Genomic DNA, 14,854 nt, shown 5'->3' with positions numbered 1-14,854 from the left:
CTTACTCCTGCTGTGCCGCTGGTGGTACCGCTGACTCTGCCGCTGGCTCGGCCGCCGCAAACCGCAGCAGCACCTGACCGGGCATCACTTGCTGGCCTTCGCTGACCAGCACCTCGGCCACCACCACCGCTGCCGGGGCCGCCAGACTGTGCTCCAGCTTCATGGATTCGATGACCAGCGCCGCCTCGCCCGCCTGCAGCCTCTGGCCGGGCTGCACGGCCAGCTTGAGCAACTTACCGTTGAAAGGCGCGCGCAGCTCGGTCGCCACACTTGCGCCACCGGCAGCAGCGGGCGGCAAATAGCTCACATCCTCGACCCACCAGTCCACGCCATGGGCCTGCATATGCCAGCGGGTTTGCCCCTCCAGGCCCTCCAAGCAGACACCGGTCAGCATCTGACTGCAGTCGCCCAAAGCCACCTGCCAGCCATGTGCGTCCTCGCCTCTCGCCACCGGATGAGCCTGCAACTGATCCTGGCGCCCATCGCCGTACTGCACCTGCCATTGCTGGCGGCCCAGCGCCTTGACGTACAGATCAGCCGTCTGCCCGCGGTGGCGCAGCCGTCTGGGCTGGGGATAGGGGCAGGCCAGGCGGCTAGGTGCATCACCCAGACTGCAGAGCACGGACAGGCTTTGCTGTGCCCGGCCCTCCTTCTCATGAAGCCGGGTTTGCAAGCGATCGGCGTCTGTCGCCAGAAAAGAGATCAGCGCCTTGCCAGCCTTGAAAGTTTCATCCTGCAGGCACTCGATCAGAAACGCCCGGTTGGTAGGCAGACCCAGCAGCTCCAGCCTCAGCAGTGCGCCGGTCAGCTGCTCGATGGCTTCGGCCCGCGTGGCGGCGTGCACGATGAGCTTGCCCAGCATGGCATCGTAGAAAGGCGAGACCTCGCTACCCTGCTGCAAAGCATGGTCAAAGCGCAGTGCGCCCACCTCAAAACATGTAGCAGCTGGCGCTTTCAGGTGCTGGATCTGACCGGTATGCGGCCTGAACATTTCGTCTTCGGCGCATAGACGCACTTCCATGGCATGGCCTTGAAAGCGCAGTTCGGACTGACCCAGAGGCAAGGGCTCGCCACGGGCCACGCGAATCTGCCACTCCACCAGATCCAGACCGGTGAGCGCTTCGGTGACCGGATGCTCCACCTGCAAACGGGTGTTCATCTCCATCAAAAAGAAGTGATTGCCTTCAAGCAAAAACTCCACCGTACCCGCGCCCACATAGCCTGCGGCCCGGGTCAGCGTCACGGCGCAGGCGCCCATGCGCTCGCGCAAGGCCGCATCCACCGCCGGGCTGGGCGCTTCCTCTATGATTTTCTGGTGGCGGCGCTGCACTGAGCAATCGCGCTCGCCCAGGTGCAGGACCTGGCCGTGCGCATCGGCAAAGATCTGCACCTCCACATGGCGCGGATGCATGACGGCGCGCTCTATCAGCAAGTCACCGTTGCCGAAGCCGGCCAGCGCTTCGGAGCGTGCACTGGCCGCTGCAGCTGCCAGCTGGTCCGCACTGGACACCAGGCGCATGCCGCGCCCGCCGCCTCCGGCCACGGCCTTGACCATGACGGGAAAGCCTATAGCCTGCGCCTCTTTGGCAAAGCGCGCATCGCTCTGATCTTCGCCGGCATAGCCGGGCAGACAGGGCACATCGTTGGCCTGTGCCAGGGCCTTGGCCGCCGCCTTGCTGCCCAGCTGGCGAATGGCTGCCGCCGGCGGGCCTATCCAGATCAGGCCCGCATCCTGCACCGCCTGGGCAAAGCCGGCATCCTCGCTCAAAAAGCCATAGCCTGGGTGTACCGCGTCAGCACCGGTGGCCCGTGCCGCCTCCAGCAGCCTAGCCAGGTTCAGATAGCTTTCGGCCGAGGTCTTGCCGCCCAGGGCATAGGCCAGGGTCGCCTCCTGCACATGCAAGGCCTTGGCATCGAGCTCGGAAAACACGGCCACGGTTTCCAGACCCATGCGCCGGGCCGTGGCAATGACGCGCCGGGCAATCTCACCCCGGTTGGCAATCAGGATGCGCTTCATGCTTTCACCTCCTGGCCGGACGCCCAGGGCGCAGGCCGCTTGTTCGCAAAGGCCTGGAGACCGGCAGCCGCCTCTGTGCCGCGCAAGGCCTGTGCAAAAATCTGGGCCGCTTGATCGAGTACCGCGTCCAGGCTTTGGCTCGGCACGGCCGCCAGCAAGGCCTTGGTTGCCGCCACCGCTCCGGGCGCCGCCGCGCTGCAAAGCGCCAGTCTGGTCTGGATCTGCGCTTCGAAATCACCGGCCACTACCTGATTGACCAGACCTGCGGCCAAAGCCTGATCCGCCGTCCAGCGCTGACCGCCCAGCAACCATTCGCGGGCTCTGGCCTCGCCCAGGCGGCGCAGCACAAAAGGCGCAATCTGTGCCGGCACAATGCCCAGCGTCACCTCGGGGGTGGCAAATGATGCATCGGCCGAAGCCAGCACCACATCGGCCGTGCACACCAGGCCCACACCGCCGCCCATGGCCGCACCCTGCACGGCAACGATCAGCTGCTGCGGCAAGCCGGCCAAGGCCTGCAGCAAGCGGCCAAAGCCCCGGTTGACGGCAATCAGCGGGTCTGTCGCGCCGCTTTCGCAGGGCTTGCCTATGGCGCCGGAGAAACTCCTCAGGCTGCCGCCCGCGCAAAAGTGAGCGCCACTGCTGGTCAGCACGATGGCACGCAAGCCCTGGTCAGCCTCGGCCCGCGCGCAGGCCTGCAGCAAGGCCTGCACCATTTCATCGCTCAGGGCATTGCGCGTGGCGGGGGCATTGAGCCGCCAGCATTCGGCAAAGCCATGGCCCAAAGGCCGGCGTTCGATCAAGAGCAGCTCGGACATGTCCATCCCCTTCAGGCGGCAGGCCGCTGAACCATGCCCATGGTCTTGGCGATGATGCCCATCATCACCTCATCCGCACCGCCGCCGATCGAGGCCAGGCGGCCATCGCGATACAGACGCGAGATACGGTTGTCCCAGGTAAAGCCCATGCCGCCCCAAAATTGCAGACAGGTATCGGCCACCTCGCGGGTCAGCCGCCCGGTCTTGAGCTTGGCCATGGATGCCAGTTGCAGCGCATCCTTGCCCTGCATATAGAGATCGGCTGCACGATAGGTCAGCGCGCGCAAGGCTTCCACCTCGGTCTGCAGCTCGGTCAGCTTGAACTGCACCCATTGCTGATCGATCAGACGCGCGCCAAACATCTGGCGCTGCTGCGCCCATTGCACGGTCTCGTGTATGCATTCATCCAGAGCCATCAGGCCGCTGGCCGCTGCCCACAGCCTTTCCTCCTGAAACTGCTGCATCTGGTAGATGAAGCCATGGCCTTCCTCGCCCACGCGGTAGCGCTGGGGCACGCGCACCTCGTCAAAGTAGATCAACCCGGTGTCCGAGGAATTCATGCCGATCTTGCGCAGCTTTTTCGCCACCTCTATGCCCCGGGTCAGCTTGCCATGGGGGCCGTCGCGCATGGGCACCATCACCAGAGTCTTGTTCTTGTGCATGGGGCCGTCGCTGGTGTTGACCAGCATGCACATCCAGTCGGCCTGGATGCTGTTGGTGATCCACATCTTCTGGCCGCTGATGACGTAGTCGTCGCCATCCTTGCGCGCCACGCTCTTGATCCCGGCCACATCGCTGCCCGCGCCTGGCTCGCTCACGCCGATGCAGCCCACCATGTCGCCGGCAATCGCCGGGCTCAGAAACTGTCGGCACAGCTCGGGGCTGCCGAAGCGCGCCAGGGCCGGCGTGCACATATCAGTCTGCACGCCAATGGCCATGGGCACGCCGCCGCAGCGGATATGACCCAGGGTCTCGGCCATCAGCAGGCTGTAGGAATAGTCCAGACCCGAGCCGCCATAGGCCTCGGGCTTGTTCAGGCCCAGCAAGCCCAGATTGCCCAGACCTTTGAAGACCTGGTGCGCGGGAAAGATTCCCTCCTCCTCCCATTCATCCACATGCGGATTGATCTGCTCATCGATATAGCGCTTGAGGGTGCTTCGCACCTGCTCGTGCTCGTGGGTGAACTGCATGGTCTGTCTCCGTCGATTGCAAAGGGGGTTCGAATCTGGAAATCACAGGGAGCGAGCGCCACGGCGCCCCGATCCGGGCCGGCTACATGCGCGCCACGCCGAACTGCATGGGCCGCAGACTGCGCTGCGCCGCCTGGGCCATGGTGTCTAGGCAAAACGCCAGCACTTCGCGGGTATCGCGCGGATCGATCACGCCGTCGTCCAGCAGCAGGCCGCTGGTGTAGAAGACATCGGCCTGGGCCTCGAACATGGCGACGATTTGCTCAAACTGCTGCTGCGATTGCTCGGGGTCTGGCGCAAGGCCTTTGCGCGCCAGCGCGGCCTCGCTCACGATCTGCATGGTGCGGGCGGCCTGCTCGCCTCCCATCACCGCCGTCTTGGCGCCGGGCCAGCTGAACAGAAAGTGCGGCGCATAGCCACGGCCGCACATGCCGTAGTTGCCGGCACCAAAGCTGGCACCGCACTGGATGGTGATCTGCGGCACGCTGGCATTCGTCACGGCCTGAATCATCTTGCTGCCGTGCTTGATCATTCCGCCCTGCTCGCTGTCCTTGCCCACCATGAAGCCCGTGGTGTTCTGCAGATAGATGATGGGCTGGCCCAGCTGACACATCCATTGAATGAAGTGCGTGGCCTTGTTGGCACCGGCCACATCGATGGGGCCGTTGTTGCTGACGATGCCGATCGCATGGCCGCCAATGTCCGCCTGGACGCAGACGGTGGCCACACCGTAGCCGGGCTTGAACTCCAGCAGCTCCGAGCCATCGACCAGGCGCGCAATGATTTCGCGCATGTCCACCGGCTCGCGGTGATGGGCAGGCATCAGACCCAGCAAATCCTCGGCATTCAGCAGAGGCGGGTTTGCTATTTTCTTATGAGCATGTTGCGCCTTCTGACTATGCGTCTCATGGCATTTCCATTGAGACAAGCGATCCACCACGTCGCGCGCCATGGCCAGGGCTTGGCGGTCGTCCTGGGCCAGATGCTCGCCCAGACCCGAGATGCTGGTGTGCATCTGGGCACCGCCCAACTCCTCTTCGCTTGCAATCTCGCCGGTGGCGGCCTTGAGCAGCGGCGGACCGGCTAGAAAAGCCCGCGAGCGGCCCTGCACCATGATGACCACATCCGACAGCCCGGGCATATAGGCCCCGCCCGCCGTGCCCGAGCCATGCTGCACCGTGATCACCGGTATGCCGGCAGCAGACAAGCGTGCCAGATTGCGAAACAGGCCGCCGCCCAGCACAAAGCCTTCGACCCGGTAGCGCATGAGATTGGCGCCTGCGCTTTCCACCAGGTGGATGAAGGGCAGCTTGTTTTGCAGGGCAATCTCCTGGACGCGCAGGATTTTATCCAGGCCTTTTTCCTGAATCGCACCAGCTTCAATGCCCGAATCGCTGGCCACCACCATGCAGCGCACACCGCTGACAAAGCCGATGCCGGCAATCATTCCCCCGCCGGGCACGGATCTGGCCGGGTCCGGGCTGTCTTGCATATAGCCTGCCAAGCTGCACAGTGCCAGCCAGGGCGCGCCGGCATCGAGCAGCAAGCCCACCCTCTCACGCGGCAGCAACTGGCCGCGTTTTTCAAACTGGGGCTTGGATTTGAACGAGGCCTGTGCCGCGCGCTCTTCCAGCTCCCGCATGGCCGCAATGCGCGCCAGCGTGGCCTCGGAGCGCGCCTGAGCCTGCGCGCCGGCGGCATTCCATTGAGATGCGTATTGGCTCATGACTGGAACACCTTGGGCATCTGATAGAGAGGAAAACCAGCGAAAGGCCGTACCGCCGGGCGCTGCTGCACCTCGGCAGAAGCTCCACCGGCCGCCATGCCCATGCGCATCTGAGGCCTGGCACCGTCTACACGCAGCACGCTACCGCTGATAAAGCTGGCGGCGGGGCTGAGCAGAAACACGACGGCGGCAGAAACCTCGGCCTCGTTACCGAAGCGCCCTGCAGGTACGGTGGCCGGCATCTTGCGCAGCAAAGGCGCGGCCTCGGGCGGGTAATGGTCCATGCCGCTGGAGGCGATATAGCCCGGCGCCACCGCATTCACCCGCACACCGCTGCCAGCCCATTCCAGTGCCGCGGTCTCGGTCAAGCTGACCATGCCGGCACGCGCCGCGCCGCTATGCCCCATATTGGGCATAGAGCCCCACATATCGGCCACCATGTTCACAATCGCCCCGCCCTGCGCGGCCATGCACTGGTTAAAGCATTCACGCGCCACCAGAAAACCGCCGGTGAGATTGGTGTCTATCACCGCCTGCCAACCCTTGGCGCTGATGGCTGCCAGCGGCGTCAGGTACTGGCCGCCGGCATTGTTGACCAAGGCATCGATGCGCCCGTGCTCGGCTATCACGGCCTGCACCATGGCCTTCACGGCAGCTTCGTCCCGGATGTCGCAGGCATGGCAACTGGCGCGGCCGCCGGCCTCGGCGATCTCGTCTGCCACGGCCTGCAGCTTGGCCTCGCTGCGCCCGACCAGCACCACCTGGGCCCCCAGGGACGCCAGCTCATGCGCCACACAGCGGCCTATGCCGGAGCCGCCGCCCGTCACCACCGCGACCTGCTCCGCAAACAACGCCGCCTGAAAGATAGATCCGTACATCACCGTTCTCCCATAAACAGAGCCAAGGCTTCGGTTGTCAATGCATCCAGACTCAAACTGCCCTGAGGCGAGTACCACTGCGCCGTCCAGTTGAGTGCCCCGAAAATCAGGAGTCGCGCGATCTCCGGCTGGGCTTTGAGACGGCCGGTTCTATGCAAGGCATTGAGCGCCGGCATCCACTGCCCCTCGTACAGATCTTTCTGCGCCGAGACATCCAGTCGCTGCGCCACCGTGAGCACGCGCCATTCGTACAACATGACGGGAATGAAGTCGCTATCCGGCCCCACCAGCACCTGTAGATGGTTGCGCACCAGCGCACGCAAACGCTCCAGTGCATTGGCGCGGCTGCCAAGCGCTGCCAGCGCCGCACTCTGGCTTTGCATGGCCTGATCCATGCCGCTGCGCATCACCTCGTGCAGCATGGCTTCCTTGCTCTCGAAAAAATAGAACATCGCACTGCTCTGCATGCCGGCGGCAGCTGCGATATCACGGGTACTGGTGCCGTGAAAGCCTTTGAGCCTGAACTGCCGGCCGGCGGCCAGAATCAGCTCGTTGCGACGGTTGCCCTCATTGCGCTCCTGAGCACTCTTGGGCGGCCTGCCTCTACCTCTTCGCGGCGGTGTTGCTATGTCTTTGCTTTCTTGCATGAGGTCAGCTTAGCGGCGTTTTTTATTTTCACAAAGCAATTGATCAGTAAAAATAAAAAGGGGATTCACCAACTTGACAAGTTGCTTAAGCGAAGACTTCAAGGAACTCTAAACAAAGCACTTTTGTGCTTCGAAACAGGCACACAAAAAAGGCATTGCTCGCAAGAGCAATGCCTTCGGTGGCGCAAAGCGTTGGACGCAGAAAACGAGTTAGACCAGCTGCAAAGTCAGCACAGCTTTCTCACGCAACAGTTCCACAGTGACGGCTCCGCAGCATCCAGTCATCCAGTGCGACCGAATCCATACAAAAGCGCGACGCGGCATGACAGGCGCGATGACCTACCCTTGGAAGATGGCAAAGAGGGGCAAGACAGAGTGCGCAATCGAATCAGCCAGTAAAAAAAGCAATCTTTCATTGAAAGACTGCCTCAAATACCTTTAGATATTGCGGTTATGGCTATGTTTTTTGAACTCTTGCTCCCGTTGTTTGGCAGCCAGGAATTCATTGCGCCAATGCCCTCAGCCAGTGAAGGCAAGCGCAAAAGTCTGAACCTTAAAGACTTTCACGCCTGCCCTCAGGCTGTGCCGGCTATCAGCTGTGGTCGATCTTGAGCTTGCCCTGATCGATCAAATCCTTGATCAAGGCATTCTGATCGCTTGCACTGGCCAAAGCATGACCTGCAGTGAGATCCACGCCCTTGAAGGTGATCAGTTGATCGTGCCCGGAACCAAGAGTCCCGTCGGTAGACACCTTGAGCACCGTATCGGTACCGGACTTGGAGAAGTTCAGGAACTTGGACAGGTCGTTGCTGCCTTCTTCACCCTGCAGCAAATCACGCAGATCCAGCACATCCTTGCCCTTCGTATCGGTGCCCATGCCAAAGTCATTGACCACATCGGCAGCGGGTGCAGCCTTGCTACCTTGGTCTCCCTTCACCCAGACAAAGATATCGTCGCCCTCACCGCCAATTAGCGTGTCATTGCCCTTGCCGCCCACCAGCACATCATTACCCTTGCCGCCATTCAAAGTGTCATTGCCAGTGCCGGCCAGCAGGGTGTTGCTGCCATCCGTTCCTGTCAAAGAATTACCGGCTTGGTAGCTCAGATTGATATTGGCAGTATCGTCACTGCTTGCATCTTTCAAAGTATATGTATCGTGTGCAATAGCACCCGAGTAATCAATTTTCAAGGTCAAAAGATAGTCTTTTGCGTCGCTTGAAGTGTTATGCAGATAAATCTGATAATCACCATCAGCCTTGGCTGTGAATTGCCCATTCGAAAAATCACTTGTATTTCCCGAGTAAATATACTTCGCTTCAATACCGGTCGCGTCGCTGGTAAATATCAGCTTTTCACCCGCCTTCAAATTCACAGTAATAAAATCGCCATCGTTGATGGAATTATTGTAATTCTTAGCCAAGAATCCATCAACAGCGACCAATGCAGAGGAAATTGCAGAGTTATTGAAGAAATCCGATCGTGCAATCACCAGCTTTTGATTGCCGACAACATCCTCATTCGCATCGAAATCGATAGTCTTTTTAGTAGCACTGATGAAATCGGCACCAGTCCAGCCTGTAGAAAGCGTCTTATCTCCCTGAATAGAACCATTCTTTCCAGTGACGTCATTGGCCGTCAAAACTGCAGCCTTCAACGTTACTTGCGAACTGAGGATATTGGTTATGACATTGTCATTGACCGCATTGACACCCACTTGCAAATCCAGGCCAGATGACGTATCGACACCTTCAAAATTGCCATCAACCGAAATGACTTTTGCCTTGAGATCTGCGGTGCCATCCGTAGTTACAGATACTGTTCCTCTGCCATTAATATCCAGATTGACATCATAAATTTTCCCACCGATATCCACCTTGGCGACAGGGAATGTATTCACAAAATCATACTTACTGACATCTGGCGGGTTGGAGGTCTGAATTTCAAAAATCACAGAGCTTGGGCCGGCAATGCTGCCTGCATCTCCATCCACCACTTCCTTGTACTTGATCGAGTGAATCAAATAATCTGAATCAGCTCCAACTGCTGAGAAAACCGCCTTGGTAAATGTTTGCCCAGTACCTGGTTCAAAGGTGTAAGCCAAGTCCACCTGGTCGGATCCTCCTGGCGCCATTACGGTCTTGGTCAGCTTTCCGGTCGAATCGAAATACTCAATCTTCGCCAAGGTAGACGTTCCACCTCCCGAGACAATAGCCCAGCCAACAGAAACACCGCTCTTGTCAAAGAATTCAACCTTCGCCACTTCAATGTTCGCTCGCCATGCGAACTGAACATCGAAAGTTTTCACTTCATTATTGAATTCAACCGCTATTTTTTCGCTGACGCCATTTTTTACACCCAACTCCTTGTCATCCCCGGAAGCCGCACCAGCCACACCAAAACCATCGTGGTTGGTGCCAGTAACTTTGGAAATGGTGCCAGGCTTGCCGTCAGCCCCGATTGCAGTCACCTTGAAGCTTCCACTGCTGCCAACGTTTCCAACATCAATTTCGGAAGTCTTGGTAACGATGGCTTTAATGGAAACCGTGGTGCTGTCGATATCGTCCACCACCTTGGTGATGGTCGTACTGCTTGTCCCCAGTGCCTCGTAGTTGCCACCGGTGGTTCCCTTGATGCTGAAGGTTTCGCTGGTCTCACCTTGCTTGTAAGCATCGTCCGGACGACTGTCCACGCTCAGCGCGCTGCTCGTGGTCGAGCCCACAGGGATCGTGACGGTACCCACCACGACACCGGCGCTGTTCTTGATCTCAATCACCAAGGGGCTGCCGGTCACAGCATGGTCCACCGAGGCCGTGACCACGATCTTGCCGCCTTCGATCACGCTGGAGGTCGAGCTCAGCGTGATCTTGGTGGTGTCGGTGGTGTCCTTGACAGTCACCGTGGCCTTATCCGTAGTATCGAGTTTCTCGAAGTTGCCACCGGTCGTGCCGGTCACGGAGATAGTGGTGCTTTCACCATCCTTATAGACGTCGTCGCCCTGCACCGCAAATGGCGTGGACTGCACCACCGTACCAGGCACGTAGTTGGTGCCGAAGGTCACCGTTGAGCCATTGCTCAATGTGACCACCAGCGTGGTTGTTGATTTCCACGCAAGACTGACCCGCTATTTCCATCTCAAACTGACCCACCCTTTGGCTTGAGCCGTAGGCTCAAGATGTGGATAAGGTTTTGCTTCTCTCCCTCTTGATGAGCGGTTGTTGGATTGCACAACTGTGCTTGAAGCGGTAGCTGTCGTTGCCTGTTTCCAGAATATGGCAGTGGTGGGTCAGACGGTCCAGAAGGGCCGTAGTCATCTTTGCATCGCCAAACACGCTGGCCCATTCGCTAAAGCTCAGGTTGGTGGTGATCACCACACTCGTGCGCTCGTAAAGCGTCGAGAGCAGATGGAACAGTAGCGATCCGCCAGATGAGCTGAAGGGCAGATAGCCCAGCTCATCGAGTATCACCAGATCCGTATGCACCAGCCTGTGGGCGAGCTGTCCGGCTTTGCCTTGGGACTTCTCTTGCTCCAAGGCGTTGACCAATTCCACGGTAGAGAAGAAGCGCACCCTTTGGCGGTGGTGCTCGATGGCCTGGATACCCAGCGCCGTAGCAATGTGGGTCTTGCCAGTACCGGGTCCGCCGACAAGCACCACATTGTTGGCCTTCTCGATGAATTCACAGCGATGAAGGCTGCGTACCAAGGCTTCATTGACCTCGCTGTGGGCAAAGTCAAATCCCGCCAGATCTCTGTAGATAGGGAACTTGGCAGCCTTGAGTTGATAGGCAATGGAGCGAACTTCTCGCTCTGCGCTCTCGGCCTTCAGCAGTTGAGCCAGCATGGGATGTGCCGCTTCAAAGGCTGGAGAGCCTTGCTCGGCAAGCTCAGTGATGGCCTGGGCCATGCCAAACATCTTGAGTTGACTGGGCATGATGATGATCGCTGCGATGGCTTGGTCATGGCTCATGGTGCCTCCGTAGGAATTGGTCGTAGCGCACAACGTTGGCTTGGTGGTGGACGAGCAAGGTCAAGGCTTGTGGTGAATAGATGGGTTCAGGCTGCGGTGTTCCGTCAAGCAGGCGAGGCAAGACATTGATGATGTGGGTCTTGCGGGGAACGCCTGCTTCCAAGGCCAACTCCACTGCCGCCAGAACCGCCTGCTCATCGTGCTGCAACACCAAGGCTAGGACCTCCACCATCTCACGGTCGCCGCCAGGCTGCTTGAGCAGCAGAGCTTGCAGCCGTTTGAAAGCCTCTGGCAGCTCTGCAAACGGAGCACCGTTGCGCAATGCACCGGGCTTGCGCTGCAACACGGCCAGGTAGTGACGCCAGTCATAAACCGTACGACCAGAACCTTGGTGATTGCGCTCAATGATGCGCTGGTGTTCGCAGACGACCTGGCCTTCGGCCACGACAACTAAGCGGTCGGCGTAGACCTGCAAGCTCACGGGCCGGTTGGCGTAAGAGGCCGGTACGCTGTAACGGTTGCGCTCAAAGTGCACCAGGCAGGTGGGCGAGACCCGCTTAGCGTGTTCGACAAACCCATCAAATGGTCGAGGCATGGGCATTAATGCCGAGCGCTCTAGCGCCCAGACATCTGCGACTGAGCCAGGCAACTGGCCATGCGTAATCCCTTGCCATAGCGCCTGACATCGCTGCTCCAGCCAAACGTTGAGGGCACTGAGCGTAGGAAAGGCCGGTACAGATTGCCAGATGCGATGACGGGCATCTCGTACATTCTTCTCAACCTGTCCCTTCTCCCATCCCGAGGCGGGATTGCAAAACTGTGCCTCGAACAGGAAGTGGCTGGCCATCGCGCTGAAGCGGGCGTTGATCTCTCTGAGCTTGCCACGGCCGACACGATCGACGGCTGTGCGCATGTTGTCGTAGATGCCCCGCCTGGGGATACCTCCAAACACCGCAAATGCCCGGTTGTGGGCATCAAAAAGCATCTCATGGGTTTGAAGCGGATAGGCCCGTAGATAAAACGCACGGCTGTGACTGAGCTTGAAGTAAGCCCCTTCCCGCTTGCTCCGCACACCCGCAATGACAGCCCAATCCTCACTCCAGTCAAACTGAAAGGCTTCGCCAGCAGCAAAGATCAGTGGAACAAATACGCCTCGGCCCGCTGTTTGTTCAGCTGCATGGAGCTGAACCTTCCATGCTCTGGCAAAAGCGGCTACCCGACCATAGGATCCCGCATAACCCAGAGCCTGCAAGTCTTCGTACATCTGCTTGATCGTGCGCCGCTGCTTGCGAGAGCGATTCGCTTCAGTACGAAGCCAGCCCGAGAGTTTGCTGGCGAATGGGTCTAGCTTGGTGACGATGGTGCGCTGCGCAGGGCGAGGCTGCACAACATCGGAGCGCAAATACTTGCGGATGGTATTGCGAGAAAGCCCGGTTCTGCGGGCGATCTCTCGGATGGACAGGTGCTCACGCAGAGCCCAGCGTCTGATGACACTCAAAGTGGCCACGTCAATCACTCCTGGTCTCCTGCTGCACAAGAAAGCAGCAGGCTAGGGTTAATGCGTGGGTCAGGTTGAGATGGAAAAGCCAGGGGCTAGTGGGTCACTTGTGGGTGGAAATCAACACCGACCAGAAAACTCGAAAACGATGGAATCCCACAATTCCTGCGTCTTCAACCTAGTTGTCTTGCAATGCAAGAAGACATCGTGTTTTGTCTTGAGACAGAGACCTGACAAATAGGCTGTGGCGCTTGCATGGGTCAGGCAGAAATCATTCGGAGGGCTTCCTTTCCACTCACGAGCAAGGCGGAGCTACCGGTTTCTGGCCGATATTCTTTACGCATAACCTTGCTATGGAGCTGATCATATCGATTGCTAAACAATTTACAACAATAAAAACCAATAGTCTCAAACTAAAAGACCTGAACTCTTCGGCATGAGGCGCACCTCGAGTGCTCCTCGCAAGAGTACTCTGACTCTGCGCTACAGAGGCACATATCGCAATAAAGATACATTTTTAGTTACAAAAAACAGGTTATTGACCGATTCAAAATCGTACCCAACAGATCATGAAATTTTGTCAAATTACAAACTAAAGAGATTACCGAGACCGAGTACACCAATACCAAGCACAGAGCCAACCGATATGCACAGTCTCCGCTTGGCAAAATCACTCATCGGGAGTGCTTTGCATAAAATTTCAGCATAGGAAATCCCAAAAAAGCTTGGTCTGTGGGCGACCGAGACCAGTTCTGGCTGCAGATCGTCTGCCGCACTACACAATCAAGGCGTGCAGGATGCGTCATCGCTTGCATTAGGGGCAAAGGACTTTCCTGATGACCATCGAAGTCAAATACCTAAGGCGCGGTAGTCCAGCTTGGCCTCGCGCTCACGGAGTGCCACAGCAAATCAACCGATCGCGGAAACGCACAAAAAGAGGTCACTGCCGAGTGCAACCTCATCGGGCATGCGGTCAACGCCCAGTAAGCGCGACTGCCATTGAGCGAGTTCGGCTTAAATAAGACGCTAGGTACGCGTCCAATGGGTAGCCTTGGCGAAGGAGCTGGAGCCGCTTGATGCCGTTCTTTAACTGCAATGAGGATCGTCACTCCAGCGCAACATACGTGGGTGCATAAGCCTGAGAAAACCCATCAGGCACCGGAGCTCGCTCTCAGCAAAGAAACACCGGCCCATCGATTGAGTCCGGCTCTGCGCAACTACAGCCGGAAGCGAGCCCTGCCAATTCGGAATGGGAAGGCCGCATTACTCCATTTCGCGCTGAGTGCGAAAACCGCATCTTCAGCAGCCGAAGTCCGACAGGCCACACAAAAATTCGGGCAGCCGCCGATAGTCCGACCCTGGCAAACAGGCAAGCTGCTATTTCAGTTCAGGCCTCGAGCTGGCGCCAAACGGTTTTTCCGCCGCTGGATTTGTCCAGCTGCGTCAGCACATCGGCATGTGCCTGCAACTCCTGCTCGTTGGCTCGAACCACTTGCAGCTTGAAAGTGCTCAAGTCCACCGAAGGAATGGCGATGGCACCTGCGGCCTCGGCCTCCGAAGGCTCCTCAGCAACAATGAGCGCGTCCTGGCCGCGGGTGAGGTTGATATAGACATCGGCCAGCAACTCGGCATCCAGCAAGGCGCCGTGCAGCGTGCGGCCGGAGTTGTCGACGCCGAGTCGATCACACAGCGAGTCCAGCGAGTTGCGCTTGCCCGGGTACATCTCCTTGGCCATGACCAAGGTATCGATCACGCCAGAGATGCACTGTTTGAGCGGCGGACGCTTGGCCAGCTTGAGCTCGTTGTTCAGAAAGCCCAAGTCGAAAGGTGCGTTGTGAATGATGAGTTCCGCACCTTGCAGATACTCCCAGATCTCGTCGATCTTGGTTTCGAAACGCGGCTTGTCGGCCAAAAATTCCGTGGTGATGCCGTGCACACGCAAGGCATCGGGGTGGCTGTCGCGCCCGGCATTGAAATACAGGTGCAAGTTATTGCCGGTGAGCTTGCGGTTGACCATCTCCACACAGCCCAGCTCAATCAGTCGGTCACCATCGACCGCCGATAAACCTGTTGTTTCCGTATCCAGAATAATTTGGCGCGACATGCCTGCCCTTT

The 14,854-nt window shown here is 58.7% G+C and carries 10 protein-coding genes and 1 pseudogene; all 11 read right to left on the bottom strand.

Features of this window, described 5'->3' with window-relative positions:
- Position 1 precedes the first annotated feature (1 nt).
- Positions 2-2,017 (bottom strand): biotin carboxylase N-terminal domain-containing protein, encoded by a 2,016-nt coding sequence (locus EAO39_RS12100; RefSeq protein WP_120967684.1) that lies wholly within the window; start codon positions 2,015-2,017, stop codon positions 2-4.
- A complete protein-coding gene (locus EAO39_RS12095; RefSeq protein ID WP_120971003.1) occupies positions 2,014-2,835 on the bottom strand; it encodes an enoyl-CoA hydratase-related protein in 822 nt (273 codons plus the stop codon). The genes EAO39_RS12100 and EAO39_RS12095 overlap by 4 nt, the downstream gene beginning before the upstream one ends.
- Positions 2,836-2,846: 11 nt before the next feature.
- A complete protein-coding gene (locus EAO39_RS12090) occupies positions 2,847-4,025 on the bottom strand; it encodes an acyl-CoA dehydrogenase family protein (protein WP_120967682.1) in 1,179 nt (392 codons plus the stop codon).
- An 82-nt stretch (positions 4,026-4,107) separates the two neighbouring features.
- Positions 4,108-5,751: a carboxyl transferase domain-containing protein gene (locus tag EAO39_RS12085; protein ID WP_120967680.1), complete on the bottom strand. Its 1,644-nt coding sequence runs from the start codon at positions 5,749-5,751 to the stop codon at positions 4,108-4,110.
- Positions 5,748-6,629 (bottom strand): SDR family oxidoreductase, encoded by an 882-nt coding sequence (locus tag EAO39_RS12080; RefSeq protein ID WP_120967678.1) that lies wholly within the window; start codon positions 6,627-6,629, stop codon positions 5,748-5,750. The genes EAO39_RS12085 and EAO39_RS12080 overlap by 4 nt, the downstream gene beginning before the upstream one ends.
- Positions 6,629-7,276: a TetR/AcrR family transcriptional regulator gene (locus EAO39_RS12075; protein ID WP_120967676.1), complete on the bottom strand. Its 648-nt coding sequence runs from the start codon at positions 7,274-7,276 to the stop codon at positions 6,629-6,631. The genes EAO39_RS12080 and EAO39_RS12075 overlap by 1 nt, the downstream gene beginning before the upstream one ends.
- A 592-nt stretch (positions 7,277-7,868) precedes the next feature.
- A complete protein-coding gene (locus tag EAO39_RS12070; RefSeq protein ID WP_346427109.1) occupies positions 7,869-9,581 on the bottom strand; it encodes a type I secretion C-terminal target domain-containing protein in 1,713 nt (570 codons plus the stop codon).
- 264 nt (positions 9,582-9,845) lie between these two features.
- Positions 9,846-10,379, bottom strand: a pseudogene (locus EAO39_RS23100) (immunoglobulin-like domain-containing protein); the annotation flags it as partial.
- A gap of 64 nt (positions 10,380-10,443) precedes the next feature.
- The gene (gene istB / locus EAO39_RS12065; protein WP_120967672.1) at positions 10,444-11,241 is read right to left on the bottom strand and encodes an IS21-like element helper ATPase IstB; all 798 of its coding nucleotides are present in this window, start codon (positions 11,239-11,241) and stop codon (positions 10,444-10,446) included.
- A complete protein-coding gene (gene istA / locus EAO39_RS12060) occupies positions 11,231-12,757 on the bottom strand; it encodes an IS21 family transposase (protein WP_120967670.1) in 1,527 nt (508 codons plus the stop codon). The genes istB and istA overlap by 11 nt, the downstream gene beginning before the upstream one ends.
- Positions 12,758-14,126: 1,369 nt before the next feature.
- Complete coding sequence (gene dnaQ, locus EAO39_RS12055; protein WP_120967668.1) at positions 14,127-14,843, bottom strand: DNA polymerase III subunit epsilon; 717 nt, start codon at positions 14,841-14,843, stop codon at positions 14,127-14,129.
- Positions 14,844-14,854 lie beyond the last annotated feature (11 nt).

This window comes from Comamonas sp. lk, from assembly GCF_900564145.1.
In the GTDB taxonomy this organism is placed as follows: domain Bacteria; phylum Pseudomonadota; class Gammaproteobacteria; order Burkholderiales; family Burkholderiaceae_C; genus Comamonas.
Note: the sequence above shows the minus strand (reverse complement) of the source record. Positions and strands in the feature narration are given on the sequence as shown.

Bases quoted from the DNA above. Each gene is read 5' to 3' on its own strand.
- dnaQ (WP_120967668.1), bottom strand. From the start codon at position 14,843: ATGTCGCGCCAAATTATTCTGGATACGGAAACAACAGGTTTATCGGCG.
- EAO39_RS12090 (WP_120967682.1), bottom strand. From the start codon at position 4,025: ATGCAGTTCACCCACGAGCACGAGCAGGTGCGAAGCACCCTCAAGCGC.
- istB (WP_120967672.1), bottom strand. From the start codon at position 11,241: ATGAGCCATGACCAAGCCATCGCAGCGATCATCATCATGCCCAGTCAA.
- EAO39_RS12095 (WP_120971003.1), bottom strand. From the start codon at position 2,835: ATGTCCGAGCTGCTCTTGATCGAACGCCGGCCTTTGGGCCATGGCTTT.
- EAO39_RS12075 (WP_120967676.1), bottom strand. From the start codon at position 7,276: ATGCAAGAAAGCAAAGACATAGCAACACCGCCGCGAAGAGGTAGAGGC.
- EAO39_RS12085 (WP_120967680.1), bottom strand. From the start codon at position 5,751: ATGAGCCAATACGCATCTCAATGGAATGCCGCCGGCGCGCAGGCTCAG.
- EAO39_RS12100 (WP_120967684.1), bottom strand. From the start codon at position 2,017: ATGAAGCGCATCCTGATTGCCAACCGGGGTGAGATTGCCCGGCGCGTC.
- EAO39_RS12080 (WP_120967678.1), bottom strand. From the start codon at position 6,629: ATGTACGGATCTATCTTTCAGGCGGCGTTGTTTGCGGAGCAGGTCGCG.